The organism is Leucobacter faecis, assembly GCF_054456695.2.
Window position 1 is genome coordinate 253,925 of record NZ_JBTJER020000005.1, and the last position, 26,937, is coordinate 280,861.

The following is a 26,937-nucleotide window of genomic DNA, read 5'->3' on the forward strand; positions in this document are numbered from 1 at the left end:
CTTCCAATGCGGCGCCCCAGCCTCATGGCGCTCAAGTTCCGAGCAACAACATCAAGTATCACAAACAGTACGTTGTACTAGAAATGATACAATCGCATCATGGATGTTCAAGATCTACTCGAGCTGGCTGCAAAGCACCCGACAGCCACATCGCAAAGATCTGGCGTGTCTCGAGCGACCATTAACCGTCTTCGCAAAGGTGACGGTGAGCCATCCTTGGGCACACTGAGTGAGCTTGCTGCAGCACTCGGCCTAGCCATCGAAGTACGCGTGAACCCGAGCGGGGACCCCTACGCGGCAATAGCGGCGAGAGTGCTCCTGGATCCCGAAATGGATGCTGTAGCGAGACCTGCAGTCTTGAAATGGCTGAAGCGGTTTGAGCGATACGGTATCGCCAAAGATCCTGAGCCCCTTGTTGAAACCGCCGGAAGACTTAGTGCACCGCAGCACCATCCGGACGCAAGATTCTTCGCCCCCAGGCGCGGGCTAGATTCTTTTGCGTTGGGGGTGAACGCGGCTTCAGCAGGGGGAAGCGACTCCGTTGTTTCGGGCGCCCCGGCTGCTGCCTTACTGCTTGACAGAGAGGTCCGTGGAGCAACCGTCTTGTGGTCGACTGACCCCGACGGCGCTTCAGAAGCAATCAGGCAAACACTTGTGGAGACGAGTCGGTTCCAACCAGCCGGAGTCGTTGTTGCGCCAGCCCCGCGGGAGACACTCATCGACCCGTTAGTGGTTCAGCAGCAGCGTTTTGCGTCACCCATCCAAACGGTCCTAGACCTTCACGGACTCGGCCTGGCGCACCTAGCCCGTGAGATCACTCAGGAATGGGGCAAGAATGACTAAGAAGAAGTGGGGGCTCGGGAGCGACCATTACCACCTTCGCCCCCAAGTAAACGAACGCTCAGGTTACCTCCGCCGCCATGACAAAGTCACACCACAGAAGATTGGAGATTCAGGACGCGTCATCTGGGATACGTCGCAGATAGAGTTTGACCTCATTCGCGAATCACCTATCGAACGGTCCCTCGAACGGCTCAGGAACACCCTTCCAGAGTTCATTTGGAACACAGCAGCCCTTGAAGGGAACCTTTTCACGCTGCCAGAGGTGCGCACATTACTCGACGGAGTAACCGTTGGAGGAAAGCGCGTTGAGGACGCGAATCAGATCATCGCACTCAGCGAGGCCATGAACACCATGATTGAGATGGTGAGAGACGGTAGCTTCAATCTGTCTGCCGAAACCTCGCAGAGCATCAACCGCACTGTAGCGCAGTACGAAATCATCGACCCTGGGGTGTTTCGCGGGCAGGGCACGGTCATGGGAGGTGGCGGTACCGTTCGACTCACTGATGGCAGCGACATCGACGGTGACGACCCCGGCAAGGGCGGCGAGCAGATGGTGGTCGACTACGCAAACTTGCTCGCTGCGCTGGAGAGTGTCATCGATCCCAGAGAGCGCGCACTCGCGTACTTTGCATCGGCCACACGATCACAGTTCTATTACGACGGGAACAAGCGAACGGCACGAATTATGATGACGGGCCATCTCATCGCCTCTGGTTACGAAGCGGTAAGCGTCCCTGTTGCTCGAAGGCTTGAATTTAATCAGGGGTTGGAGTCTCTCTTCAGGGACTCGGACGCCACCTCGATCATGGCCTTTCTCACCACATGTACCCCACCGGACGCGCAGCGGTAGGCCCGGCGCACCGTCGCACCGCTCACAACCAGCAAGTCGTATCTACAGGGCTCCAGCGGCCATGACACGTCGTAGCCGGCTAACGTGTACCACGCTGCCGCGACAAGCGGCCCGGCACGATCTAAACGCGATAAATTTGGGAGACCGGCGGTGCTGGGGGCCTCCATATGACCGGTCAGATGTCCTGTATCCAAACCTAAACGGAGCGCGTGCCCTTTCAGCGTGGCTACATCCTCGATGCCTACGCCAAGCGCCGCCGCGACCTGACACCAACTAGTTTCTGTTTGAACTGCTTCCACGAGGCACTCACCCGCGCACATACGACAAAAGCCTCGGCGAGAAACTCTCGCCGAGGCTTAGCTGTCGGGTTGACAGGATTTGAACCTGCGACCCCCTGACCCCCAGTCAGGTGCGCTACCAAGCTGCGCCACAACCCGTTGTTCCCGAGTGGCTAACCGCCCGAGGCAACCCTTTAATATTACCCATTTCGTGCGCGCACGCGAAATCGGGGGCGCCCGGCGCGTCGAAACCGCCACATCAGGTGAAATCACTCAGCCTTCTTGCTGATCAGCAGCCTTCGGCTCGGGCCCAAATCTAAACCGGCGACCGCGAATCGAATCAACGTGAATGCGCACAAACACGGGCTTCACCGTCGCCACCATAGGCGTGAGCGGCAGCTGCTCGGCCGCTTCAATATCGGCAGACTGGGTAAGCGCCTCGGCACGGCCGTGCACCACAACACTCCACCCGCGCTCTGAGTTAAACCGGTCAACCTCAAGCGCGACCGAGCTATTGACCGTAAGCCCCGAGAGTTTGCTGCCTGGCGCGGTACGAAACACGAGTGAACCGCGGTCAACCACAAAGTTCAGCGGCACAATGTCGACAATGTCACCGACATGGGTAACGAGCCGCCCCACGTCTTCCATACCCAGCAGTTTCCAGCACTCTTCTTCTGCGAGCACAATGACGGGCACTTCGTTGCTGTCCATACCCTCATTCTTACCCAAACCGGGCCAGCCCGCTACGCTGAAGACATGAGCGACCTCCGAAACACTGGCGATGCCTGGATCACAGCCGCCGACGGCGGGCGCTACTGGGGCCGCTTTGGCGCCGCCGGCCTTCTCGTGATTGACCGCGACCGCGATGAGGGCCGCGGTGCCATTCTCATGCAGCACCGCGTCACGTGGAGTGACCACGGCGATACCTGGGGAATCCCGGGCGGCGCTCGGCACGAGGGTGAGTCACCCATCGCTGCCGCGATCCGGGAGTCTCAAGAAGAAGCGGGCGTGCCAGATAATTGCCTGCGCCCGCGTTTTACGCATGTGCTCGACCGTGGCGGCTGGGCCTACACCACGCTCATCGCCGAGGTGACTGCGCCGTTTGAGCCCGAGATCACCGACCCCGAGAGCCACGCGCTTGCGTGGGTGCCGCTCGACGAGGTGACGAGCCTGCCGCTGCACCCCGCCTTCGCCGCGAGCTGGGAGATTCTGCGGCCCCTACTGGCAGCTGCTCCCGCCGTGATCGTTGACGCCGCGAACGTGATCGGCAGCGTTCCCGACGGCTGGTGGAAGGACCGCCGCGGCGCAGCCGAGAAGCTGCGCGACCGCCTCGAGCTGCTCGCCGCGTCACCCGCAGGCATTCGCGCCGGCTTTGTGGGCGTGCCCGATGCCCGCGTGCCCGGTCTCGACCGCGCGTTTCCAGACTGGGTGATGGTAACCGAGGGCGTCGCCCGCGGCATCACCCCGGGCCAGCTTGTGCAGATCATCGACGCCGAGCTCCTGGGCGATGACGCGATTGTGCGAGAGACCGATGTTCGCGCGGCGGCTGGCGCCCTCGTCGCGGTCACCACGAGCGACGCTGAGCTCAAAGTGCGCGTAGGAGCCGTCGGCGCAGCGAGCATTCACGGCGCCCAGATGCTGCTGCGCATACTGCCGCCGCTGCCGTAGTAGCGGCAACGGCAACAGCGGCGGTGTGCTGGATTCTGCGACTCGCTACGCTCGCGCAGAATGACAAAACATGAAGCCACGCTCGCGCAGAATGACAAGTCGCGGTGCTACGCCGCGGCGGGCTTGGCGACCAGCACCCCGTCTTCGTCGCACCACACCTGGGCGCCGGGCTCGAACCGCACCCCTCCAAACTCGACCGTCACGTCGACCTCACCCGCGCCGGTCTTCGACGATCGTGCCGGGTTCGACCCGAGCGCCTTTACGCCAATCGGCAGCGTACCCAGCGACATGCGGTCGCGAATCGCACCATTCACGATAATGCCAGCCCAGCCGTTGTCTGCCGCGGCGCTCGCGATCACGTCACCCACGAGCGCGGTCGAGAGCGAGCCCGCGCCGTCGATCACCAACACGCACCCCTCCCCCGGACTCTGCAGCGTCTCGCGCACGAGCAGGTTGTCTTGGAAGCAGCGCACGGTACGCACGGCGCCCGTGAATCCGACGATGCCGCCAATGTCTTGCATCTGCAGCGCGAGCGACTGCAGCTGCGCGCCGCGCTCGTCGTAGAGATCAGCCGTGCTGATTTCGGCCATTGCGGGTGTCCTCCTTGTTCGCGCCGCGACTTCGCGGCGAGTTAGCCCCCACGCTACCCGCAACGACCGACAAACGGGCAGACAAGCAACAACAAAATGCAACACTTTGAAAAGTGTACAAACGTACATGTACAGATGTACACTGTGAGAACGTACTCGTCCTCACACCAGAAAGGCCCCATGAACGAGCAGCCCCAGGCCCCCCGGCGCCGCGACCCCGAGGGCCGCCGCCGCGAGATCATCGCCGCCGCGTCACAGCTGGTCGTCGAGCACGGCGTCTCCAAGCTCACCCACCGAGCCATCGCCGCCCAGGCCAAAGTGCCGCTCGGCTCAACGACGCAGCACTTCACCTCGATTGACGAAATTCGCGAAGCCGCCCTGCAGCTCCTCGCCGACGAGATCGACGAGTCACTCGCCCGCATGGCAGTGTTCATTGACGAGGTCGCGCACAACCCCGATCCACTCGTCGACGAGTTCTGCTCGTTTTTACAAGACGAACGCGTGGTCAATGCCGACATTGCACTAATGACCACCGCGTCAACCGACCCGCACCTGCGCGAGCTCGCGCTGCGCTGGTCAAACCGGCTCATCGATATGCTCGCCCGCACCATCGGCCGCGAGCGCGCGACCGCGATCGCCACCTACTACGACGGCGTCACGCTGCACGCGGGCCTCCACGAGCACCCGCTCGATCGCGAGACGATCAAGCGCACGGTGCAGGCACTCATCAATATGCCCGATCCGGATCATCACTAAGCCACCAAGCTTCTACGCCACCAAGCTTCTAAGCACAAAGCACCAAAGCACCAAGCCCTAACCCCGAAAGGCTCCCAGGCACATGCCCTCCACCACAGTCCAATCACTTTCACGCACGCGCCGATGGGCGGCCGTCGCGGTTCTCACCGCGAGCCTGCTCGTGATCATGATGGACATGACGATCCTCAACATCGCGCTGCCCGAAATGTCGGCCGAACTGCACCCCGACTCCGACCAGCAGCTGTGGATCATCGACGTCTACTCCCTCGTGCTCGCGGGCCTGCTCGTACCGTTCGCCGCGATCGCCGATCGCTGGGGCCGCAAGCGCATGCTGCTGCTGGGCTACCTGATCTTTGGTGCTGCGTCGCTACTGATTCTGTGGGCGCCGACCGCTGACGCGGTGATTGGCGTGCGCGCGCTGCTCGGCATCGGCGGCGCGATGATCATGCCCACGACGCTGTCGCTTATTCGCGTGATCTTCCAGGATCCCAAGGAGCGCGCGACCGCGCTCGCGATCTGGGCCGCCGTCTCGGGCCTGGGCGCCGCAATCGGCCCGCTGCTTGGCGGATTCCTGCTCGAGCACTTCTCATGGCACGCCGCGTTCCTCGTGAACGTGCCGCTCATGGTCCTTGCGTTCATCGCTGGCGTGCTGATCCTGCCCGAGTCGCGCGTCAAGAACCCCGGCCGTCTCGACTTCCTCGCCGCTGTGCTCGCGCTCGTGGGCATGACGCTCACGATCTGGGCAATCAAAATGTTTGGCAAGACCGCGAGCCTCACCGCAATCGACGCCTGGATCGCGCTGCTCGCGGGCCTCGCACTGCTTGCCTGGTTCGGCGCGCGCTCGGTGCGCAGCACGCACCCACTGCTCGACCTGCAGCTGTTTCGCAGCCGCGTCTTCTCGGCCGGCATCATCGCCGCCCTCGGCTCGATGTTCGCGATGGCCGCGGCGATGCTGCTGCTCGCGCAGTGGCTGCAGCTCGTAAACGGCGCCTCCCCCATCGAAGCGGGCGTACAGATGCTGCCCATCGCGGTCACGAGCGCGATCGCATCGCTCGCCGCCCCCGCCGCCACGCGCCTCATCGGCACGCGCGCGGTGCTCGCCGGCGGCATCGCGATCGCGGGCCTCGGCATGCTCATTCTGGGCATCGCGCCCGGCGGGCTCGACATCGGCGTGATCATTCTCGCGCTCGCACTCATCGGTGTGGGCATGGGCTCGCTCGCGATCGGGTCGGCCATGATCATGATGGGCTCCCCCGAAGAGAAGGCCGGCAGCGCCGGAGCGCTCGAAGAGACCTCGTACGAGCTGGGCGCGGTGCTGGGTGTCGCGATTCTCGGCAGCGTTTCGGCTCTGATCTACCGCGCTGAGCTCACCCTCAGCCCGGCCCTTAAACCGCTCACCGACAAGCTTTCGTGGCAAGCGCACGAGTCGCTGGGCGCTGCGGTCGCAATCTCTGAAGAGGCTGCAATTCCGGATCTCGCCCACGCCGCAGGCGAGGCCTTCACGCATTCGCTGCAGGTCACGGGTATCACCGGCGGCTTGATCATGTTTGCTGCCGGCGTCGCCGTGTTCTTGATGACCCCCAAGGGCACCGACATCTCGGCTGCCGAACACTAGGAGGTAGGTACCGGCCGTGGTCGGCGCGACCGGCCCGGCCGCGCTAGCGGCAGCGGCGCTGGCGGGCGGCGCTGACGGGCGGCGCTGACGGGCGGCGCTGACGGGCGGCGCTGACAGGCGGCGCGCTGACGGGCCCGTCAGCGCCGGCTGGCCCGCCCGTGCACGTGGTCTCCCCGTCCACCTACGCCTATGGTTTCGACTGGCGCCTATGAGATCGTGCGTTGTAACGCTGACGAAACCATAGGCGCCGGTCGAAACCATAGGCACCAGTGGCCATAGCCACGCGACACAGTCGCGAGCAGCTGGTGGCGGCATCGGCGAACACCGTGGTACTGCGGTACCGTGCCGCGGCCGGAGGTTGGTACCGGCGGGCGATCCGGGGCAGAGCTCACGCGCGTAGCGTAGGAACCAATAGATCGGTCGCAGGTTTGCACCGACAGTTGCGTACCGCGCAGAGAGGAACCTCCATGAACAGCACAGCTCAGTTACCCGCAGCAGAACAGGTCACCGCGGGTGTCAGCGCACCCCAGGCCACCGAGCAGGGCACCGCGCAGGCGACCGCCCAGTTCGCACAGCAGCCAAACGCACAGCAGCCAAACGCACAGCCCACAGCGGGTTCGTCAGACCGGGAGCGCGGCTTCGCTATCGCGAGCTTCGTGTTGGGCATCGTGTCGGTGGTGTCGGGCTGGACGGTGATCGCGCCCATCATTGGACTCGTGCTCGGAGTGAAAGCGCTACGTCGCGAGACTTCTGAACGCACGCTCGCTCTGTGGGGCGTGTGGCTCAACGGGGTGATGCTTGGGCTCGCCGCCCTCGCCGTGCTGGTATTCGTGCTCATCGTGAGCGCGGGCCTGATTGCCCTACCGTTTGTTGCGTAGGTTGTGGATTCTGCGACTCCTTCGTCGCGCAGAATGACGGAAGAAAAAGCCCGCGCAAATGACTGTGGCCGCGCCCCCTAAGGGGGACGCGGCCACAGTCATATGCGCGGTTACGGGCGCGGGCGACGCTCGCGAATGCGCATGTTCAGCACGATCGGTGAGCCCTCGAAACCGTAGGTTTCGCGCAGCCTGCGCTGAATGAAGCGACGGTACTGCGGATCCAGGAACCCGGTGGTGAAGAGCACGAACGTGGGCGGACGGTTCTGCACCTGCGTACCAAACAGAATGCGCGGCTGCTTGCCGCCACGCAGCGGGTGCGGGTGCTCCTGCACCAGCTCGGCCACGAACGCGTTGAACTTCGCGGTCGGAATGCGGGTGTCCCACGACTCAAGTGCAGCGTCGAGCGCGGGCACCAGCTTCTCGAGGTGGCGGCCGGTGCGTGCCGAGATGTTGACGCGAGGCGCCCACTCCACGTGTGAGAGATCCTTCTCGATCTCGCGCTCGAGGTAGCGACGGCGATCATCGTCGAGCAGGTCCCATTTGTTGAACGCGAGCACGAGCGCGCGGCCCGACTCGAGCACCAGGTCGATGATGCGCAGATCCTGGTCACTGATCTCTTGCGTCACGTCGATGAGCACGACGGCGACCTCGGCCTTTTCGAGCGCGGCAGTTGTGCGCAGCGAAGCGTAGAAGTCGGCGCCCTTGTGCATGTGCACGCGGCGGCGAATACCGGCGGTGTCGACAAACGTCCACACCCGCCCGGCCAGCTCAATCTGCTCGTCAATGGGGTCGCGGGTGGTGCCAGCGAGCTCGTTCACGACAGCGCGCTCTTCGCCGGCGGCCTTGTTAAGCAGGCTCGACTTGCCCACGTTCGGGCGGCCGATGAGGGCGACGCGGCGCGGGCCCAGCAGCTTGGGCTGGGCAACCGTCGACTCTTCGGGCAGCGAGCCTACGACGAGGTCGAGCAGGTCTGCCACACCGCGGCCGTGCAGGGCAGAGACGGGGTGCGGTTCACCGAGGCCGAGCGACCACAGCTGAGCTGCTTCGGGCTCGAGCACAGCGTCGTCGACCTTGTTGGCGACAAGAAACACGGGCTTCTTGGTGCGGCGCAGCAGCTGTACGACGTGCTCGTCGGTCGCGGTCGGGCCCACGCGTGAGTCGACCACAAACATGACGACGTCACACAGCTCAATCGCCACCTCGGCCTGCAGCGCGACTGAAGCGTCGATGCCCTTCGCGTCGGGCTCCCAACCGCCGGTGTCGACGAGCGTGAAGCGGGTGTCGTTCCAGTCGGCCTGGTAGCTCACGCGGTCGCGTGTCACACCGGGCTTGTCTTCAACGACGGCCTCGCGGCGACCCAGAATACGGTTGACGAGCGCCGACTTGCCCACGTTGGGGCGGCCCACGATCGCAACAACGGGCAGCGTCTCAGAAGCCTGCTCCTTGAAGCCCAAGAACTCACCGTCATCGCCGATAATCGCGATGTCGTCGTCTTCGAGCGAGAAGCTGTCGAGGTTTGAGCGCATCGCACGCAGGCGCTCTTCGTCGGTGACTACTCCGTCGAATTCATCGCCGTCTTCAGACATGCCAAAGCCCTCGATAACTTCGTCAGCCGGCACGTTCGAAGCGTCAAACACCTCGGCTTCTTGGGCGGCGGCGAACTCGTCGCCTGCTCGTTCGATCGTCATTAGTTGCTCTTCTCTGCGGGCACTCGCGCCGCTTCTACGATGTCGATGACAGCCTGCACCGACTGCTCGAAGTTCAGGTCGCTCGTATCCACGAGCGTCACCCCCGGGGCGGGGTTAAAAAAGTCGACCACGAGCGCGTCTTTGGCATCGCGCGCGGCGATGTCTGCGAGCACTTGCTCGTGTGTGAGCCCCTCAAGCTCGCCCGCCCGGCGCGTGGCGCGCGCCTCGGCCGACGCGGTCATGAGAATGCGCACGGGGGCGTCGGGCGCTACAACGGTCGTAATGTCGCGGCCCTCGATCACCACGCCAGGAAGCCCCGATGTGGCGACAAGCTCACGAAACATGCGGTTGAGCCGCTCGCGCACCACGGGATGCTTCGAGACCCGGCTCACCTGGCCACTCACGGCGTGCTCACGAATCGCCGCGGTCGCATCGATCGGGTCTGCGCCCGCAAGCCCCACGGTCACCCGCTGTTCGCCGCGCATCGTGATCGTGTACTCCCACGCGTCCATCAGACGCAGCACCGCGGCCTCTTGGTCGAGGTCGACGCCGGCCTGCAGAGCGATCCACGCGAGCGCGCGGTATGCGGCGCCCGTGTCGAGAATGCCGAACCCGAGCCGGTCTGAGGCGGCGCGAGAGACGCTCGACTTGCCACTGCCGGCGGGGCCGTCAATAGCTACCAGCAGGGGCGCCGCCACCGCGTTCGTTACCGTCTCGGCTTCTACCGTCGTCACAGTTTCTGTCACAGCGTCCTCCATCCGCGCTCAACCAGGTCTGACACCGCACGCTCAGCTACCTCGGGCAGCACGGCGATCTCAGCAAAACCAATTTGTGCCCCGGGAGAGTGTTCCAGGCGCAAGTCTTCCATATTAATGCCCAGTTCTCCGAGTTCGGTGAGCAGCAAGCCCAGCTGGCCCGGCTGGTCATCGATCAGCACTGTGATCGTCGTGAATCGCTCGGCAGATCCGTGTTTGCCGGGAATCCTTGCGACACCGGTGTTGCCCGCTGCCAAGAGGTCGGCGATGCGGCGCTTGGCTCCAGGCTGATCCGGATCGCGCAAAGCCTCAGCGAACTCGGCCAGATCGGCGGCAAACGCTTCGAGCAGCTCGACGACCGGGCCCCGGTTCGCGCCGAGGATCTGCACCCACAGCTCGGGGTCGCTCTGAGCGATACGCGTCGTGTCACGCAGACCGCCTCCCGCGAGGCCGATCGCAAGGTCGCTCGCGGGCGCGAGGCGCGCGGCGGTGAGGCTCGAAATGACCTGCGGCAGGTGCGATACGAGCCCCACCGAGCGGTCGTGCTGCTCGGGCGTCATTTCGATGAGCACACCGCCGAGGTCGAGCGCGATCGCTTCGACGAGCGCGAGCGCCGCGGCGGGCGTCTCGGTGTCGCGGCAGATCACCCAGGGGCGCGCCGCGAACAGGTCGGCGCGGGCCATGGTGGCGCCGCCGCGTTCGCGGCCGGCCATCGGGTGCGAACCTACGTAGTTGGTGAGGTCAAGGCCGCGGCGCTTCAGCTCTTCGAACGGTGCCAGCTTCACGCTCGCGACATCGGTGACGACCGCGCCCGGAAAGCGGGTGAGCGCCCCCTCGACGACGTCTGCCGTCACGTCGGGCGGGGTCGCGACGACTACGAGCGCGGGCTCGTCATCGGCGCTTGTGCGCACCCGCCCTGCGCCGTAGTCTGCGGCGAGCGCAACGGTCGTGGGCGACAGGTCTTCGAGCGTCACGTCGACGCCGAGTTCGCGCAGGCCGAGGCCCACGCTCGCCCCGAGCAGGCCCGATCCGATGATGTGTACGGTGCCGCGCGTGCGCGCGCTCAGCTGCGCGTCGCTCATCGCGCCCCGCCCCGCTGATCACGTCCGCCGCGGTATCCACGGTCGTTGCGGTCGTTACGTCCGCGGTGGTCGCTGCCACCACGGTCGTTACCGCCGCGGTACTCGCTGCCGCCGCGGTATCCACGATCGTTGCGGTCGTTACGCTCTTGGCCACCGTGCTGGGGCCCGCGACTCTGGCTGCCGCGGCTGTATCCAGCGCCGGATCCGCCTCGCGCCGAGTCGCCTCTGCCGTGGCCGCGGTGCTCGCCGCCACGCTCGCCACGGTCGTTGCGGTCGGTGCGGCCGCGGTACTCGCTGCCACCGCGGTCGTTGCGATCATTACGGCGCTCGTTGCGCTCGTTGCTACCGCGGAAGTTATCGCGGCCAGAGTAGTCGCTGCGATCTGCCCGGGGCGAGCGATCGCTGCGGTCATCACGATCTGACCAGACGCGCGCGCGGCCAGCACCCTGACCGGGGCGTTCTGACCGGTCGCTGCGATCATTGCGGCCATTGCGGTCATTGCGATCATTGCGATCATTGCGATCGAACCCACGACCATCGCGATCGTTGCGTTCGAAACCACCGCGGCCAGCACCGCGGCTAGCACCAGCACCCCGGGCAGCGCCAGCACCGCGACCAGCACCGCGACCAGCACCGCCTGCACGACGCTCCTGCGCTTCTGCTTCGCCGCGGCTCTGCCACTCGCGCGCATCATCTGCCGTGCGGCGGCCGTGCGGGTTACCGCGTGCCGCGATTCCGCGCAGGCCGCGTGCGCCCTTACCGTCGCCGGGGCGCCCGGCCGTGATTTCGTCGCGACGCTTACCGGCGCCGCCGGCACCACCGGCACCGCGCCCGCCCTTAGCGCCAGCCTTCGCACCTGCGTTCTTTACGCGCGAGCTCTTAGCCCAGCCACGCCTAGTCGGGTTCTCTGCGGTGCCGCCTGACGCAGAACCGCCCGAGGCGCCACCGTCCGCGACAGATCCGTCTTCGCTCGTCACCGACAGGAGGGCCCCGCGCTCACCGGCAGACAGCTCGCGCATCTCGCCGATGCCGAGCGTGCCGAGGCTGAGCGGGCCAAACTGGCGACGAACGAGATCGATGACGGGAAATCCGACCTCTGCAAGCATGCGACGCACGATGCGGTTGCGGCCCGAGTGCAGTGTCAGCTCGACGAGTGAGTACTTACCGCCACCGCCGTCAGAGAGAATGCGGGCGCGGTCGGCGTGGATCGGGCCGTCTTTCAGCTCGACGCCGTACTTGAGCTGCTGAATCACGGCACCGGTGATGCGACCGCGCACGCGCGCCACGTACGTCTTCGAGACACCAAAGCTCGGGTGCGCGAGCTTGTGTGCGAGCTCGCCGTCGTTGGTGAGGATCAGCAGGCCGCTCGTGTCGGTGTCGAGGCGCCCCACGTTGTAGAGCCGGTCCTTGATCTTGTCGGTGAATTCGCGCAGATCGGGGCGGTCGTGCTCGTCACTCATGGTCGACACGACACCCTGCGGCTTGTTGAGCACGAAGTAACGCTTCGACACGTCGAGCTGCACGACGACACCGTCGACGCGCACCTCGTCTGCCTCGGGATCGACGCGCGATCCCAGCTCGTGTTCGACCTTGCCGTTGACGCGCACTCGGCCGGTCGTGATGAGCGACTCGCAGGCGCGACGCGAAGCGATGCCCGCGTGCGCGAGCGCTTTCTGCAGCCTCACGCGCCCGTCGTCTGGGTCGGCACCATCGGTGCCGTCAGCGCCAGCAGCACCATCGGTGCTGTCAGCGCCAGCCGCGCCCCCCTCCCAACCGAACTCTGCGAGGTCTACCTCGACGTTTTCGCCGTCGACCGAGAACGAGCCGCCGAGGCCTTCGCTATCGCGATTCATGTGATTACCTTCCACCCTGGCGCGAAAGCGCGCCTACAAAACTTCATGTTCAAAACCCTGGGCGCCGTCATCAAGCAACGGCGAAATGTGTGGCAGCTCGGCAATATCGCTGATGCCGAGCTTGTCGAGCAGCACCGCGGTGGTGCCGTAGAGCGTCGCGCCTGTCTCTTCATGCCTGCCAACCTCTGCCACCAGGCTGTGACTGAGCAGCGTTCGCACGACCGAATCGACGTTCACCGCACGAATCTGGGCGACCTGCCCCCGCGTGACCGGCTGCCGATACGCGATCACGGCGAGCGTCTCGAGAGCCGCCTGCGACAGCCGCGCACTGCGCTCCTGCCTCACAAAGTCTGCCACAACTGCGTCGAGAGAAGCCCGTACGTAGAACCTGAAGCCCGTGGGCACCTCGCGCAGCTCAAATCCCCGCGACGCGAAGCTGCCCTGCGCTCCTTCTACGCGCACGGCCTCTCCGCCCGCATTTGATCCGGATCCTGCCTCGCCCGAGCCCTCAAGACCCGGGCCAGCGCTCGCGCCTGGGCCGGTCACTCCGGGGTCAATTACGCCGTCGTATTCGGCCTGCAGCCGGGCGAGCGCCGCGCGCACGTCGGGTACGGGCCGTGCGACCGCTGCGGCGAGGGTCTGCGCGTCGAGCGGTTCTTCGGCGACGATCAAGAGCGCTTCGAGCTGCTGGGTGAGCGAGTGCGCTGCGCGCGCGACCTCGAGTTCTTCGCCGTGAGTCTCGCCAGCGCGGGTGGTCCCCGCCTGCGCGTGCGCGGTCGGCGCGTGCTCACTCATAGTCGCTCCCCAGTGTCGTTAGATCGTCGTCAGACCAGCCTGCGCCGGTCCACTGCACAATCAATTCTCCCAGGGGTTCGACCTGTGTGAAACTCACTGCGTCGCGACGGTACAGTTCGAGGATTGCGAGAAATCTTGCGACGATGATGCCGCGCTCGGTGGCGCCGAGAATGAGCTCACGAAACGTCTTCGCGCTTCCCTCGCGCAGCAGCGTCACGATGATCGCCGCTTGCTCTCGAAGTGACACGAGCGGGGCGTGTAGGTGCGCAAGCCCGACGGTGGGAATCTCACGCGGGGTAAACGCGAACTGGGCGATGGCCGCGAAATCATGCGGAGAAAGTTGTAGTTCGAGTGCGGGGCCCGCCTCGCGAAACCTAACATCGAGTGGCACCTGGCGCGGGTGCCTGCCGCCCTCAACCACGAGGCGCTCACGAAACCAGGCACTCGCCTGTTTAAACGCGCGGTACTGCAGTAACCGTGCAAAGAGCAGGTCACGCGCTTCGAGCAGCGCAATGTCTTCGGCGTCGACGGCTTCGCCCTGCGGCAACAGGCTCGCGATCTTCAGGTCGAGGAGCGTTGCCGCCACCACCAGAAACTCGCTCGCTTGATCGAGCTGGGCAGCCTCAAAGCGGCCCTCTTCAGACCCGGTAGCGTCGCGCCCTGCGAGGTAACTGATGAACTCATCGGTGACAAGACTCAGCGACACCTCAGTGATGTCGAGTTCGTGCTTGCCGATCAGGCTGAGCAGCAGGTCAAACGGGCCATCGAACACGTCGAGACTCACCCGAAACTCGACGTCGCGATCGCCTGCGGCTTCGCTCGTGCGGGTCACGGGGGCTTCGCTTAGGCGACGACGCCGCGTTGCACGAGCTCGCGGGCGAGTTTCAGGTAGGCCTCTGAGGCGGGGTTCGCTGGCGCGTAGTCGAGCACTGGCTTCGCCGCGATCTGCGCGTCGGGCAGCTTCACCGTACGCCCAATGACAGTGTCAAAGACGCTGTCTCCAAACGTATCGACGACGCGTTCGAGCACCTCGCGGGCGTGCAGCGTGCGCGGGTCAAACATGGTGGCGAGAATGCCGTCGAGCTCGAGCGCGGGGTTGAGCCGTTCTTTAACCTTGTCGATCGTCTCAACGAGCAGCGCAACACCGCGCAGCGCGAAGTACTCGCACGCCAGCGGAATCAGTACCCCGTGGCTCGCGGTGAGCGCGTTCACGGTGAGTAGCCCCAGCGATGGCTGGCAGTCGATCAAGATCACGTCGTAGTCATGGGCGATCTTGCGCAGCACGCCGGCTAGAATCTGCTCGCGCGCGACCTCGGTAACGAGGTGTACCTCTGCCGCTGACAGATCGATGTTGGCGGGAATCACGTCGAGTCCGAGCGTGGCGGTCTGCTGAATCGCTTCGCGCGGGTCTTTCACCTTGCCGAGCATCAGGTCGTAGATCGTGGGCACGTCGTGTGCTGGCACCCCGAGGCCTGCCGAGAGCGCACCCTGCGGGTCGAAGTCGATGGCGAGTACCCTGCGGCCGTAGCGCGCGAGCGCCGCCGCAAGGTTAATTGCGCTGGTCGTCTTGCCAACGCCGCCCTTTTGGTTGCACATCGCGATGATGCGGGCGGGGCCGTGACTGGCGAGAAATGAGGGTGGCGGAATGTGTCGCTCCGGCCTGCCGGTCGGGCCGATCTTCTCCTGCGCGTTCGCCACGTGGGCCTCCTCCCGTGTCACTAACGATTCATCCTATCGTTGTCTGGGCTGGTCGCGGCCCAGCCGGCAACGGTGTGTGGATTCTGCGAGTCGCACGCTCCCGCAGAATGACGGTGGCGGAGCGTCCCGCAGAATGACGGTGGTGGTGCGTCCCGCAGAATGACGGTGAACCGCTACGTCGCGCGCGGGTGCGAGGAGAGGTAGTGCTCGCGCAGCGTGTCGGCCGTGACCTGGGTGTAGATCTGCGTGGTGGTCACCGACGAGTGGCCGAGCAGCTCCTGCACCGTGCGCACGTCTGCGCCGCCCGACAGCAGGTGCGTCGCGAACGAGTGCCGCAGCGTGTGCGGCGACACATGACGGGTGATGCCCGCGCGCCCCGCCGCTGCCTGGATCACGAGCCACGCGCTCTGACGCGAAATGCGGGAACCACGCGGCCCTACAAACAGGGCGGGGGTTCCCCTGCCCTTCGCCACCATGCTGGGGCGGGCACGCACCAGGTAGGCCGCGATCGCCGTACCCGCGTAGCTGCCATACGGCACAATGCGCTGCTTCGACCCCTTACCGAGCACACGCAGCAGCCCGCCGCCCGCGAGCGCTTGCTCGGCAGCGGCGTTCGCCTCACCCGCACCGCCAGCGCCTCCAGCGAGCGCATCGCTGCGGCCGCCCTCGAGCAGCAGGTCGTCGAGGTCGATGCCGCACGCCTCACTGACCCGCGCCCCGCTGCCGTACAGCAGCTCGAGAAGCGCACGGTCACGTAGCCCTACGGGGTCGTCGCCGCCCGCGTGCGCGAGCAGCGCTTCAACCTCATCCACAGACAACGCCTGCGGCAGGCGCAGCTGCTTCTTGGGCGTGCGCAGCCCCCGCCCCGCATACCCGTCGAGCAGGTCTTCTTCAAACAGGTAGCGGTGCATGCCGCGCACGGTCGACGCGCGGCGAGTAATCGACGCTGCCGCGAGCGGAGCCCGCTCCCCGGCCGGCGCGGCGAGGTCTGCCACAAACGCCGAGAGCGTATCGGGGCCGACGTGGGCTAAATCGGTAATGTCTTGCCCTACCAGCCATTCGGCGTAGGCCGCGAGATCGCGCCGATACGCCGCCAGGCTGTTTGCGGCGAGGCCGCGCTCGATCGCAACGTGCCGCAAGAACCGATCGATGCCTGCGTCGACCGCGAGCCCGCTCATCGCGACCGTTCGCCCTGCACGCCCGCACGAAACTCCCACGGCGTTTCGGGGTCGCGCAGCGACGCCCAGCCCGCACCGCGCGCGGCGTGTGCCGCCAACACCGCGCTCACGGTCACGGCATTGCCGATCCGGCCCTGAAGCGCCGCAGCGACCGCGTCATCGAGCGGCACCCACACGGGTTCGAGCTCGGCCTCCTCACCCTCGCGCACGAAGTCGTGCGCGACCGGGCTCAGGTCGCGCGCCAGGAAGATGCGCATGGCCTCGCTCGATCCGCCGGGCGACAAGAACAGGTCGAGCAGCAGGTCCCAGCGGCCCGCCGCGAGATCGGCTTCTTCGGCCAGCTCTCGCTGAGCGCCCGCCAGCCCCGACTCGCCTGGTGCGTCCATCAATCCCGCCGGAATCTCGACGTCCCTGCGCGCAATCGGGTGCCTGTACTGCTTGATCAGCAGCACGCGCCCCGCCTCGTCAAGCGCCAGCACAGCGACCGCGCCCGTGTGATCGACGTAGTCGCGCACGAGCTCGGCGCCGCCAAACTCGAACCGATCGCGGCGCACGTCCCACACCCGGCCACGCACGATCAACTCGCTCTCCAGCACGTGCACGTGCGCGGCCGCATCGGCGAGCAAATGGGCGGGCGCCTTTTGAGCCGGATCGCCCAGCCCATTTGCGTCGGATGCGCCGAAGGGCGCGGGAGCCTCGGCCCCCGCGCCCTTCTCGCGATCGTTAGTTGTCGTCACCCTCGACCTCGAAGAGGCGGGCAGCCTCGCGGCGGCCGATCGCGGCCGACACGAGCCCCGCGAACAGCGGGTGCGGGTGGCCGGGGCGCGACCGCAGCTCGGGGTGCGCCTGGGTGGCGATGTAGAACGGGTGCTGATCGGCGGGCAGCTCGACGTATTCGACGAGCGATCCGTCGGGGCTCATGCCCGAGAACGACAGGCCGGCCGCGGCGATCTCGTCGCGGTAGGCGTTGTTCACCTCGTAGCGGTGGCGGTGGCGCTCGCTCGCGCTCTTCGCGCCGTAGAGGCGCTCGGCGAGAGAGCCCGCAGCGAACTGCGCCTCGTACAGGCCGAGGCGCATCGTGCCGCCCATGTCGCCGCCGTCAATAATCTCAACCTGCTCGGCCATCGTCGCCACGACGGGCACGCTGGTCTCGGGGTCGAACTCGGTCGACGACGCACCCTCGAGCCCTGCGACGTTGCGCGCGTACTCGATGACCATGCACTGCATGCCGAGGCACAGGCCGAGTGTGGGAATACCGTTTTCGCGGGCGAAGCGCAGCGCACCGAGCTTGCCCTCGATGCCGCGCACGCCAAAACCGCCGGGCACGCAGATGCCGTGCACATCACCGAGGGCGGCCTTCGCGCCATCGTGGGTTTCGCAGTCGTCTGCGGGCACCCACTTCAGGTTCACCTTCTGGGCATGAGCAAAGCCGCCCGCGCGCAGCGCCTCAGTCACCGACAGGTAAGCGTCGGGGAGGTTGATGTACTTGCCGACGAGCGCGATCGTCACCTCACCCTTCGGCTCGTGTACGGCGTCGAGCACCGGCTGCCACTCAGTCCAGTCGACGTCGTTGGATCGCTCAGACAGCCCCAGGTGTTCGACAATCACGCCGTCGAGGCCCTGCGTGTTGAGCAGCGTCGGCAGGTCGTAAATGCTGGGCACGTCGATCGCATTGATCACGGCGTTCTCTTCGACGTCACACATGAGCGCGATCTTGCGCATGTTGTCGTCGGTGACCGGGCGGTCACTGCGCAGCACGAGCGCGTCGGGCTGGATACCGATCGAGCGCAGCGCCGCCACCGAGTGCTGGGTCGGCTTCGTCTTCTGTTCACCCGAGGCACCCATGAACGGTACGAGCGACACGTGCACGAAGAACACGTTGCCGCGGCCGAGCTCGTGGCGCACCTGGCGTGCCGCTTCAAGGAACGGCTGCGACTCGATATCGCCGACGGTGCCGCCCACCTCGGTGATGATCACGTCGGGCTGCGGGTCTTCCGATGCCTGCAGGCGCATGCGACGCTTGATCTCGTTCGTGATGTGCGGAATCACCTGCACGGTCGCGCCGAGGTAATCGCCACGGCGCTCCTTAGCGATCACAGTCGAGTAGATCTGGCCGGTCGTTACGTTGGCGGCCTGCGACAGATTGATGCCGAGGAAACGTTCGTAGTGACCGATGTCGAGGTCGGTTTCGGCACCGTCGTCGGTCACGAAGACCTCGCCGTGCTCGAACGGGTTCATAGTGCCCGGATCCACATTCAGATAGGGATCGAGCTTCTGCATCACCACGTGCAAACCACGTGCGGTGAGCAGGTTACCCAGGCTGGCGGCCGTCAGGCCTTTACCGAGTGACGAGATCACGCCCCCGGTAACAAAGATGTGCTTGGTCGTTTTCGGCTGTGCCGCGCTCTGCTTCGTTCCCACGGGCTTCGATCCTATCAGTTGATTTCGTTAGGTTGCGGTGAGAGAGCTACCGCAGCTCTTGTCGGGGCACCCAAACCTGTTTAATGATCATGAGAACGGCCGCCGTCACGGGAATCGAGATCAGCGCGCCGAGCAGGCCCAGCAGCGTGCCGCCAGCGAGCGCACCGATCACGACGAGGGATCCTGGCACCGACACGACACGGTTCATCACCTTTGGAGTGAGCAAATATGACTCGATCTGCATGTAGACGAGGTAGTAGCCCGCGGCGATGAGCGCGGTCATCGGTGAGTTAAAGAGCGCCACAACTGACACGAGCACGGTGGCGAGCACCGAGCCGATCAGCGGAATCAACGCGAGCAGGAACACACCCACGGCAACCAGCCCCGCGAACGGCACCCCGACTATAGTCATCATGATGAACCCGAGTGTCGCGTTGATGAACGCCAGCACAACCATTCCGTTGACATAGCCACCGACCGATTTGGTGACCTGCTCGGTAATGTCGATCACTTTTGCACGCCCCGTTTTAGGCACGACCTGGTAGAAAGCCCGTTTGATGCCGCGCAGGGACGACAGGAAGTAGAGCGACAGGATCAGAATGATGAGCGTGGCGGTGAGCCCGTTGGCGATACCGATGCCCGCCTGCCATACGCCGCCTGCAAGCTGCGCCCAGTTTTCGGGTTTGCTTACCAGGTTGCGCCCCATGTCGAGCAGACCGTCGAAGTCGATGAACGTACCAAACCTGGTATTGATGTCGTGAAACCAGGGCTGTTTGGTGATGTCGGTAAACAGGGTCGGCGCACTCTTGATGAGCTGCGACACCTGGTTGGCGATCATCGGGATGATAATCGCGAGCAGCCCTGCGATCACCACGACGAAGCCACCAAACACGATGCCAATGCCCAGCCCGCGCTTAATGTGGCGCCGTTCGAGCATACGCACGACCGGGTCGAGGCCGAGCGAAATGAACAAAGCGGCGGCAACATACATGATGATGGTGCTCAGCTTGCCCACCATCGAACCGAAGAGGATCGCGACGAGCACCCCCAGCGTGACCGTGAAGCCCAGCTGGAACGGTGATCGGATCACAAATTCGCGCGTGCGCGACTGCGCTTGTTCGGCTTGAGCGTCACGACTTGCTTCACGCGCTTCGCGGTACATCTTGCGCGTGTCGGCGTCCATCTGCTCGATATCGGCGTGCACCACGTCGGGGTGACTCTCGAGGTACGCCGCTTTTTCTTCGGCGGGACTGGTCACGTCGGGCTGCCTCTTGCGCAGTGCGCTCCGTCCGAACAACTTGTTCATGGTTGGGAGCGTAGCACCTGGGAGCTACCCGCGGAGCGCAAGAAGCTCGGCGGCGTGCTCGAGCGCGCTGTCGGAGTCGGCAAGGCCAGACAGTAGCCTGGCCATCTCGCCGAGTCGCGCGGGCCCTTCAAGGCGTACACAACTGCTCTCAGTGAACCCGCCGCTCGAGTCTTTTTGCACGCGCAGGTGGTTGTTCGCGAACGCCGCGACCTGCGCTAGGTGGGTCACGACGATCACCTGCGACGTTTTCGCGAGCTGCGCGAGCCTGCGCCCGATCTCAATCGCGGCGGCCCCGCCCACGCCCGAGTCGACCTCGTCGAACACGAACGTGGGCACCGGGTCAACACCTGCAACGACCACTTCGAGCGCGAGCATGACCCGCGAAAGCTCGCCTCCCGAGGCCGTTTTTGCGACAGGCCTGGGCTCTGAACCGGGGTGCGGGGCGAGCAAGAACTGAACCTCGTCGGCGCCCGACGCGGTGAGCGTCTCGAGCGGCAGCACGCTCGCGACAAATTCGGCGTCGGGTAGGGCGAGCTGTTTCAACTCGACACTGACGAGTTTGGAGATGCGTTTTGCCGCCGCCGTGCGCAGCTTTGTGAGCTCTGCGGCGAGCTTCGCCTCGCGTGCTGCGGCGTCGGTCAGTTCAGCGGAAAGCGAGTCGATACGGTCGTCGTCACCCTCGAGTTCGGTGAGCCGTTGGGCTGCCTGCTGCGCGTACGCGATGACGGCGACTGTGTCGACGCCGTAGAGCCGAAATAGCGCGTTTAACGCGGCGAGGCGTTCGTTCGCAGCCGCGAGTTCGCCCGGTCCCTCCTGGTCGAGGTCGCCCGCGTAGGCTGCCAGCTCGCGGGCCGCGTCGGCGAGCTGAAAGCTAACGCTCTGCAGCGTCTCTGCGATGGGAGTAAGGCGGGCATCGTATGCCGCGGCGCGTAGGGCTTCGCGTACTGCGTCATCGACGAGCCCGGCCGCGTCTCGTGCCATCGGGTCGTCGGACTCGCTCGCGAGCGCCTCGTGCGCGGCCGACGTCGCCGCACGCAGCAGTTCAATATTGCTGAGCCGTTCGATGCGCTCGGTGAGGTCGGTCTCTTCCCCGGGCTGCGGGTCTGCCGCTTCGATTTCTTCGAGCTCGGCGCGTGTGCGTGCTGCTTCGGCTGCCCGCTCGTCTCGGGCGTCACGCAGCGACTCGAGTTGGGCGGCGAGATCTCGGCAGCGCGCGTGCACAGTCTCATATGCGGCACGGGTCTTCGCGACTTTCTCGCCGCCGAACCTGTCGAGTGTGTCGCGCTGGGCTGCCTGCGATTTGAGTCGCAGTTGCTCTGACTGCCCGTGAACTGCAAATAGCCGCTCGGCAAGCCGTACGAGCCCACCGACCGGGGCGCTTGCGCCGCCGACGCTCACCCGGCTGCGCCCCTCGGCGCTCACCGTACGCGTGAGCACGAGCTCGCCGTCTTCGACATCACCGCCGAGGTCGAAGACGATTTGTTCTACGGCAGCGTCACCTGTGCGTACGATGCCGCTGACTCGGGCCTGCTTCGTGCCCGAACGCACCGCGCCCGCGTCGGAGCGCTCCCCCATGAGCAGCCCCAGTGCGCTCACAACCATTGTTTTACCGGCGCCCGTCTCACCGGTGATAGCGGTGAAGCCTGGCCCGAGCGGCAGCGTCGTGTCTGCGATGACGCCCAGATCGCGAATCTGCAGTTGCTCGATCATGCTGTCTCCTCACGTCGCGCGCCGCGCCAACCCGACACCGGTAGGTGAAACTTTTGTACCAGCCGGTGCGAGAATTCGGCGGCGTTGAGCCGCGCGAGCCGTACCGACTCACTCGATGTGCGGGCACGCACGATTGATCCGGCGGGCAGTTCTGTGCGGCGTCGGCCGTCACACCACAGCACGCCAGGGCCGATGTTCTCGGGCAAGATGCGCACGCTCAGCTCTGAATCGGTGCCGGTCATGAGCGGCCGGTCGAACAGCGCGTGGGCCGCGATTGGCACCATGAGCATCGCTTGCACCGTCGGCCACACGACCGGCCCGCCTGCCGAGAACGCGTATGCGGTCGAGCCGGTGGGGGTCGCAAGCACCATGCCATCGCAGGCGAACGTCGATACGGGCAGCCCATCAACACCGATCTCGACCTCGAGCATGCGCCGCCGCTTCTCAACGCTCGCTTCGTTGAGCGCCCATGTGTCGGCGATGACCACGCCGTCGCACGTGGCCGTCACATCCAGCGTGAGCCGCTCTTCGACGGTGTAATCGCGCGCCAGCACCCGCTCAATCGTGGTGGTGAGATCGTAGCTTTCCATTTCAGCGAGAAAGCCAACATGGCCGAGGTTGACGCCCACGATGGGGCAGCGCGAGCCGCGCAACAGTTCGGCTGCACGCAAAATCGTGCCATCGCCACCCAGCACGATCGCGACTTCGAGCGACCCGATCGGCGTGATGGCGCCGAGCCGTTCAATCTGCTCAACATCGATGTGGGGCGAGAACTCGTCGAGGTCTTGCCCGTCCATGACGGGAATCACACCGGCGTCCATGAGCGCCTGCACCGCCTGCACCGTCGCCGCGACAGCCTCGTCGCGGTGAGTGTGCGACACGATCAAGATGCGGCGCTCAGCAGCCGATTTGCTCGCAGCTGCCCCCTCCTGGTTCGCTGTGCTGCTCATGCGGTTTCGTCTCCTTCGGCTTGACACAGCGCCGCGATGCGCGCGTCCCATTGTGACTGATCTGCGAGTGACTGACCTGCATCGCGCACGAAATGGGCGAGAAACTCGCGGTTGCCGTGTCCGCCCGCAATCGGTGAACGGGCGAGCCCGCGCACCGCATAGCCGTTCTCGGCGGCCGCTGCCGCCGCGATCTTGAGCGCCTGGGCCCACTGTGCGGGGTTGGTGACGACCCCGTCGCGCACCCGCCCCACTTCGAACTGCGGTTTGACGAGCAGCACAAGGTCTGCGTCGGGCGCCGCGCAGCGCGCGATCGCCGGAAAAATAAGACGCAGTGAAATGAATGACAGATCGGCGACAACGAGCGTAGGCGCCGCTTGCACCCCGGTATCGGCGGCCAGGTTTGCGGGGTCGAGGTCGCGTGCGTTGCGTCCCTCCACGAGCCGAACCCTCGAATCGCCCCGCAGTTCTGGCGCGAGTTGGTCGTGACCCACGTCGATAGCCTGCACAACAGCGGCGCCGCGCTCAAGCAGCACCTGCGTAAACCCACCGGTCGAGGCACCGAGATCGAGCGCGGTGCAGCCCGCAGGATCGATACCAAACGCTTCGAGACCCGTGACGAGCTTGTGCGCAGCCCGACTCACATAGCGCGCTACCTCAGCGATCGCGACGTCGTCGCCCGCGCCGACGCGCACGCTGGGCTTACCCGCGGTCACACCGTTGATGCGCACCTCGCCACGCTCGATGAGTTCTTGCGCCTGCGTGCGCGAGCGCGCAAGACCAAGCTCGGGGAGCACACGGTCGAGCCGCGCAGGCTCCCCGCCCCAGACTGAGTTAGGCATGCGCGGCCTCCGTATCTGATGCGACGACGGGCTGATCGCTGCGCTCAAGCTCTGCGAGCAGTTCATCGTGCAGCTGCAAGAAGCCCGCCGCCCGCTGTGCGAGCGCCAGCGCACCGATGAGCTCGAGCTGACCGGTAACTACCGGTTCTTGAAGCTCACCGGCCGGTTGCGCGGCGTCGTCTAAAACTGTCATGCCCTTAGCCTAACGAGCACCACCGACGCCGCGCTGACCGGGCGAGATATCTCGGGACCAATGTCATATAGAACGCCGCACTGATCAGTGCGATCAGCGCGGCGTTCATGAACGGCGTTCGGCGTTACCGCCAGTGATCCTCATAGAGAATCTCGGGCACTTTGAGGCCGTAGATCGCAAGCCCCGAGCCCCAGATCGCGGCGCAACCTGCGCGCAGCAGGTTGAGCGCTGAGTCACCCTCAGACACCACCTTTGCGACGTGGCCGTCCATGCGTACCTTGGCGGTGCCCACCTGAGCGGTGCCGTCCTTCAGCGTCACGGTCTCGGGGTACGGCTCGTGCAGCCCCGCAAGATTCTCGACGATGTAGTTCGGCTGCATGTCTTTCGAGGCCGCCACCAGCTGCTTGGGGCGGTCAACGCCTGTGAGCACGTGCAGCGCCGAGATGCCGGCGGCGCGCGCACCCTTCGTGTCGGTGTCGAGCCTGTCGCCCAGCATGAGCGCCTCGCGCGTGCCGAAGCGCGCAAACGCCGCCTCATAAATGGGCGTCTCGGGTTTGCCCGCGAACTCGGGCAGCCGCTGCACCGCCGTGTGCACCGCTGACACGAGGGTGCCGTTACCCGGCGCGAGCCCGCGATCGGTGGGCATCGTCCAGTCGGTATTGGTGGCGATCCAGGGCAGCGCGCTGCCGTCGGCGCGCTCGGCGAGCGCGTACGCCGCCTCTGCGAGGTGCTTCCACCCAATATCGGGTGCGAATCCCTGCAGCACAGCCGCCGGGCTATCGTCTGCGCTGCGCGTCACCTCGTAGCCGGCCTTGGTGAGCTCATCGACCAGGCCGTCACCGCCGATCACGAGCACGCGCGCGCCTGGGGCGACGGTCTGTGCGAGCAGCGCCACGGCGGCCTGCGGCGACGTCACGATATCGTTCGCCGTCACTGGCAGCCCAAAACCGCGCAGCTGTGCGGCCACGGTCTCGTCTGTGCGCGACGCGTTGTTCGTGAGGTAGGCGACCTGGGCCGAATCAGCGGCGAGGGTCAGTGACTCGACAGCGCCATCGACCGCAAGGTGCCCGCGGTACACGACGCCGTCGAGGTCGGTCAGCAGCAGCTTGTGGCCCGCAATTGGCGCGGCCCCCAGGGGGGTGCGCTTGGCGCCAAACAGCTTCACTTTGCGGCCTCCTCGCTGCCCGCAGCGTCGTCGTCGCTCGCATCATCGTCGCTAGTGTCTGTAATGCCAGCATCGGCGAGAATCTGAGCGACCTCGTCCTCCACTGACATCGCATCGAGCGATGCATCGGGTGTATCGGCCGATGCTCCCGCCGCCTCGGCGGCAGCCTGGGCTGACACCGCTGTTGCTTCGGGCGCACTCGCCTCGGCGGCTTCGGCGCCCTCGTCTGCCGGGTTTTGATCCGGATCATGCTGCTGCGCAGCCTCGGTGGCCTCGCCGACTGTAGCGGGGGCTTCGGGCTCTTCGTCGTAGTGTTCTTCGAAGATCTCGAAGACCTCAACCTCATCGAAGCCTGCCGTGAGCGAGTCGAGCGCGTTGGCTGCCTGGTCGGCGCGAGCGTACCAGCGCTTTGCCTCAGACTCGCGGCCGAGATCTTCAAGCACGGCAGCGTATGCGCCGAACAGGTCGGGGCTCCACGAAAACGCCTTCTTAGGGTTGAGCTCGGGAATCTCGAGCTCAAACAGGGCCTGCTGAGTCTGACCGAGGTCGAGCCGCGCGCCTGAGACCGCGATCGCGAGCAGCACGCGGTCCTGCGTCTCGAGCGACGCGACGTCGATGCCCTGGGCCGTCTCGATAGCTTTCTCGGGGCGACCGAGACCGCGCTCGCAATCGACCATCAGCGCAACGTGATCATTGCGGCCGCTGAGGCGCCGGTAGGTGCGCAGCTCGCGCAGCGCAAGTGCAAAGTCGCCCGTGCGGTACGCGGTGATCGCGAGGGTCTCGCGCGCGACCGGAATGCGGCCTGCCCGGCGGCTCGCCGACAGCGCGTGCTGGTGTGCGAGCTCGGGATCCTCGTCAATCAGGTACGCAACCATGGCAAGGTGCTTCGCAACGCGATCTTGCACATCGGGCTGCAGCGTCTTGAGTTCATTGCGCGCCGAGGGGTGCAGGTCGTTCGCCTGGATCTCTTCGGGCAGCACCGGATCAGCATGCTCACTGCGCACCGGGCGCAGCTGGTGCTGTAGACGCTCTGCCTCGGTGAACTCGCGACCAGCGCCGCCTCGGTCGCTGCGGCCGCCACCTCGGGTGCCCCCGCGGCCGTACTCCTTGGGTCCGCGGTCGTTACGGTCGTTACGGTCGTTACGGTCGTTACGGTCGTACTGTCGGGGACCTTGGGCTCCGTCACGGCGCGGCTTAAAGTCACCGTCACGACGCGGCTTAAAGTCACCATCGCGACGCGGCTTAAAATCACCATCACGACGCGGCTTGAAGTCACCTTCGCGGCGGGGCTTAAAGTCACCATCGCGACGCGGCTTAAACTCACCATCGCGGCGCGGGCCACGATCGTCACGACGGGGAGCGTACCCGCGGTCGTCATTGCGCGGCTTAAACTCGCCCTCGCGGCGGGGACCGCGGTCACCGTCATTGCGACGCGGAGCGTACCCGCGGTCGTCTCGACGCTGCCCGCCGTCACCATCACGACGCGGCTTAAACTCGCCATCGCGGCGCGGCTTAAACTCACCGTCGCGGCGCGGTCCACGATCGCTGTTACCGCGCCGTTGGTCGCCACTCCCACCCGAGTTATAGGGTTTCCGGGGGCCGCGATCTGAGTGATCTCGCCTGTCTGGACGTTCGTTCATGGGTGCCTCCCGAAAACACTGTTTAGTTTGGTCTTGCAAAATACAAAAGGGGCCGTAGGGCTCTGCACGATCATAGTGCAAAACCCCACGACCCCTTATAAAAAGGTGTCCGGCGGTGACCTACTCTCCCACACCCTCCCGAGTGCAGTACCATCGGCGCAGTCAGTCTTAGCTTCCGGGTTC

The 26,937-nt window shown here is 65.5% G+C and carries 24 protein-coding genes, 1 tRNA gene, 1 rRNA gene and 1 pseudogene; 6 read left to right on the top strand and 21 right to left on the bottom strand.

The window, feature by feature from the left end; translation table 11 throughout:
* The first annotated feature begins 99 nt into the window (after nucleotides 1-99).
* Nucleotides 100-843, top strand: a complete 744-nt coding sequence (locus tag ACXR2W_RS07885; RefSeq protein ID WP_458813937.1) for a helix-turn-helix transcriptional regulator — start codon at nucleotides 100-102, stop codon at nucleotides 841-843.
* Nucleotides 836-1,696, top strand: coding sequence for a Fic family protein (locus tag ACXR2W_RS07890; RefSeq protein ID WP_458813939.1), 861 nt, complete (start codon nucleotides 836-838; stop codon nucleotides 1,694-1,696). Before ACXR2W_RS07885 ends, ACXR2W_RS07890 begins: the two co-directional genes overlap by 8 nt.
* Before the next feature lie 363 nt (nucleotides 1,697-2,059).
* Here the strand turns inward: ACXR2W_RS07890 and ACXR2W_RS07895 are convergent.
* Both ACXR2W_RS07895 and ACXR2W_RS07900 read right to left on the bottom strand, forming a co-directional pair.
* A tRNA-Pro gene (locus ACXR2W_RS07895) sits at nucleotides 2,060-2,133 on the bottom strand.
* A gap of 114 nt (nucleotides 2,134-2,247) precedes the next feature.
* A complete protein-coding gene (locus ACXR2W_RS07900) occupies nucleotides 2,248-2,685 on the bottom strand; it encodes a pyridoxamine 5'-phosphate oxidase family protein (RefSeq protein WP_458813941.1) in 438 nt (145 codons plus the stop codon).
* Nucleotides 2,686-2,730: 45 nt separating this feature from the next.
* Here ACXR2W_RS07900 and ACXR2W_RS07905 point away from each other — a divergent pair, with 45 nt between their 5' ends.
* Nucleotides 2,731-3,642 carry an NUDIX domain-containing protein gene (locus tag ACXR2W_RS07905; RefSeq protein WP_458813943.1) on the top strand — a complete coding sequence of 304 codons (912 nt, stop codon included), beginning with the start codon at nucleotides 2,731-2,733 and terminating at the stop codon, nucleotides 3,640-3,642.
* 107 nt (nucleotides 3,643-3,749) lie between these two features.
* On the opposite strand, the gene rraA is transcribed toward ACXR2W_RS07905, so the two are convergent.
* Nucleotides 3,750-4,232 carry a ribonuclease E activity regulator RraA gene (gene rraA, locus ACXR2W_RS07910; protein ID WP_458813945.1) on the bottom strand — a complete coding sequence of 161 codons (483 nt, stop codon included), beginning with the start codon at nucleotides 4,230-4,232 and terminating at the stop codon, nucleotides 3,750-3,752.
* A gap of 180 nt (nucleotides 4,233-4,412) precedes the next feature.
* Here rraA and ACXR2W_RS07915 point away from each other — a divergent pair, with 180 nt between their 5' ends.
* The 3 genes from ACXR2W_RS07915 (at nucleotide 4,413) to ACXR2W_RS07925 (ending at nucleotide 7,481) form a co-directional block, all read left to right on the top strand.
* The gene (locus ACXR2W_RS07915; RefSeq protein WP_458813947.1) at nucleotides 4,413-4,988 is read left to right on the top strand and encodes a TetR/AcrR family transcriptional regulator; all 576 of its coding nucleotides are present in this window, start codon (nucleotides 4,413-4,415) and stop codon (nucleotides 4,986-4,988) included.
* An 82-nt stretch (nucleotides 4,989-5,070) separates the two neighbouring features.
* Complete coding sequence (locus ACXR2W_RS07920) at nucleotides 5,071-6,603, top strand: MFS transporter (RefSeq protein ID WP_458813949.1); 1,533 nt, start codon at nucleotides 5,071-5,073, stop codon at nucleotides 6,601-6,603.
* Nucleotides 6,604-7,070: 467 nt separating this feature from the next.
* The gene (locus tag ACXR2W_RS07925) at nucleotides 7,071-7,481 is read left to right on the top strand and encodes a DUF4190 domain-containing protein (protein WP_458813951.1); all 411 of its coding nucleotides are present in this window, start codon (nucleotides 7,071-7,073) and stop codon (nucleotides 7,479-7,481) included.
* Between the two features lie 110 nt (nucleotides 7,482-7,591).
* On the opposite strand, the gene der is transcribed toward ACXR2W_RS07925, so the two are convergent.
* The 18 genes and pseudogenes from der to rrf form a co-directional block, all read right to left on the bottom strand.
* Nucleotides 7,592-9,067 (bottom strand): ribosome biogenesis GTPase Der, encoded by a 1,476-nt coding sequence (der, locus tag ACXR2W_RS07930; RefSeq protein WP_458813990.1) that lies wholly within the window; start codon nucleotides 9,065-9,067, stop codon nucleotides 7,592-7,594.
* Between the two features lie 101 nt (nucleotides 9,068-9,168).
* Nucleotides 9,169-9,927, bottom strand: a complete 759-nt coding sequence (gene cmk, locus ACXR2W_RS07935; RefSeq protein ID WP_458813952.1) for a (d)CMP kinase — start codon at nucleotides 9,925-9,927, stop codon at nucleotides 9,169-9,171.
* On the bottom strand, nucleotides 9,912-11,006 hold the full coding sequence (locus tag ACXR2W_RS07940) for a prephenate dehydrogenase (RefSeq protein WP_458813954.1): 1,095 nt from the start codon (nucleotides 11,004-11,006) through the stop codon (nucleotides 9,912-9,914). Before ACXR2W_RS07940 ends, cmk begins: the two co-directional genes overlap by 16 nt.
* Before the next feature lie 947 nt (nucleotides 11,007-11,953).
* Nucleotides 11,954-12,691, bottom strand: a pseudogene (locus ACXR2W_RS07945) (pseudouridine synthase); the annotation flags it as partial.
* A 201-nt stretch (nucleotides 12,692-12,892) separates the two neighbouring features.
* Nucleotides 12,893-13,654 carry an SMC-Scp complex subunit ScpB gene (scpB, locus tag ACXR2W_RS07950; RefSeq protein ID WP_458813956.1) on the bottom strand — a complete coding sequence of 254 codons (762 nt, stop codon included), beginning with the start codon at nucleotides 13,652-13,654 and terminating at the stop codon, nucleotides 12,893-12,895.
* The gene (locus ACXR2W_RS07955) at nucleotides 13,647-14,486 is read right to left on the bottom strand and encodes a segregation and condensation protein A (RefSeq protein WP_458813958.1); all 840 of its coding nucleotides are present in this window, start codon (nucleotides 14,484-14,486) and stop codon (nucleotides 13,647-13,649) included. The genes scpB and ACXR2W_RS07955 overlap by 8 nt, the downstream gene beginning before the upstream one ends.
* 11 nt (nucleotides 14,487-14,497) lie before the next feature.
* Nucleotides 14,498-15,352, bottom strand: a complete 855-nt coding sequence (locus tag ACXR2W_RS07960) for a ParA family protein (RefSeq protein ID WP_458813960.1) — start codon at nucleotides 15,350-15,352, stop codon at nucleotides 14,498-14,500.
* A 173-nt stretch (nucleotides 15,353-15,525) separates the two neighbouring features.
* On the bottom strand, nucleotides 15,526-16,530 hold the full coding sequence (locus ACXR2W_RS07965) for a site-specific tyrosine recombinase XerD (RefSeq protein ID WP_458813962.1): 1,005 nt from the start codon (nucleotides 16,528-16,530) through the stop codon (nucleotides 15,526-15,528).
* On the bottom strand, nucleotides 16,527-17,189 hold the full coding sequence (locus tag ACXR2W_RS07970) for an NUDIX domain-containing protein (protein ID WP_458813992.1): 663 nt from the start codon (nucleotides 17,187-17,189) through the stop codon (nucleotides 16,527-16,529). Before ACXR2W_RS07970 ends, ACXR2W_RS07965 begins: the two co-directional genes overlap by 4 nt.
* Before the next feature lie 64 nt (nucleotides 17,190-17,253).
* Complete coding sequence (gene pyrG, locus ACXR2W_RS07975) at nucleotides 17,254-18,951, bottom strand: CTP synthase (RefSeq protein ID WP_458813964.1); 1,698 nt, start codon at nucleotides 18,949-18,951, stop codon at nucleotides 17,254-17,256.
* 46 nt (nucleotides 18,952-18,997) lie between these two features.
* The gene (locus ACXR2W_RS07980) at nucleotides 18,998-20,257 is read right to left on the bottom strand and encodes an AI-2E family transporter (protein ID WP_458813966.1); all 1,260 of its coding nucleotides are present in this window, start codon (nucleotides 20,255-20,257) and stop codon (nucleotides 18,998-19,000) included.
* 24 nt (nucleotides 20,258-20,281) lie between these two features.
* On the bottom strand, nucleotides 20,282-21,967 hold the full coding sequence (recN, locus tag ACXR2W_RS07985; RefSeq protein WP_458813968.1) for a DNA repair protein RecN: 1,686 nt from the start codon (nucleotides 21,965-21,967) through the stop codon (nucleotides 20,282-20,284).
* Nucleotides 21,964-22,917, bottom strand: a complete 954-nt coding sequence (locus tag ACXR2W_RS07990; protein ID WP_458813970.1) for an NAD kinase — start codon at nucleotides 22,915-22,917, stop codon at nucleotides 21,964-21,966. Before ACXR2W_RS07990 ends, recN begins: the two co-directional genes overlap by 4 nt.
* Complete coding sequence (locus ACXR2W_RS07995) at nucleotides 22,914-23,756, bottom strand: TlyA family RNA methyltransferase (protein WP_458813972.1); 843 nt, start codon at nucleotides 23,754-23,756, stop codon at nucleotides 22,914-22,916. The genes ACXR2W_RS07990 and ACXR2W_RS07995 overlap by 4 nt, the downstream gene beginning before the upstream one ends.
* Complete coding sequence (locus ACXR2W_RS08000) at nucleotides 23,749-23,949, bottom strand: hypothetical protein (RefSeq protein ID WP_458813974.1); 201 nt, start codon at nucleotides 23,947-23,949, stop codon at nucleotides 23,749-23,751. Before ACXR2W_RS08000 ends, ACXR2W_RS07995 begins: the two co-directional genes overlap by 8 nt.
* Before the next feature lie 124 nt (nucleotides 23,950-24,073).
* A complete protein-coding gene (locus ACXR2W_RS08005; protein ID WP_458813976.1) occupies nucleotides 24,074-25,114 on the bottom strand; it encodes an HAD-IIA family hydrolase in 1,041 nt (346 codons plus the stop codon).
* Nucleotides 25,111-26,754 carry a tetratricopeptide repeat protein gene (locus ACXR2W_RS08010; protein ID WP_489948838.1) on the bottom strand — a complete coding sequence of 548 codons (1,644 nt, stop codon included), beginning with the start codon at nucleotides 26,752-26,754 and terminating at the stop codon, nucleotides 25,111-25,113. Before ACXR2W_RS08010 ends, ACXR2W_RS08005 begins: the two co-directional genes overlap by 4 nt.
* Before the next feature lie 107 nt (nucleotides 26,755-26,861).
* Nucleotides 26,862-26,937, bottom strand: a 5S ribosomal RNA gene (rrf, locus tag ACXR2W_RS08015); the annotation flags it as partial.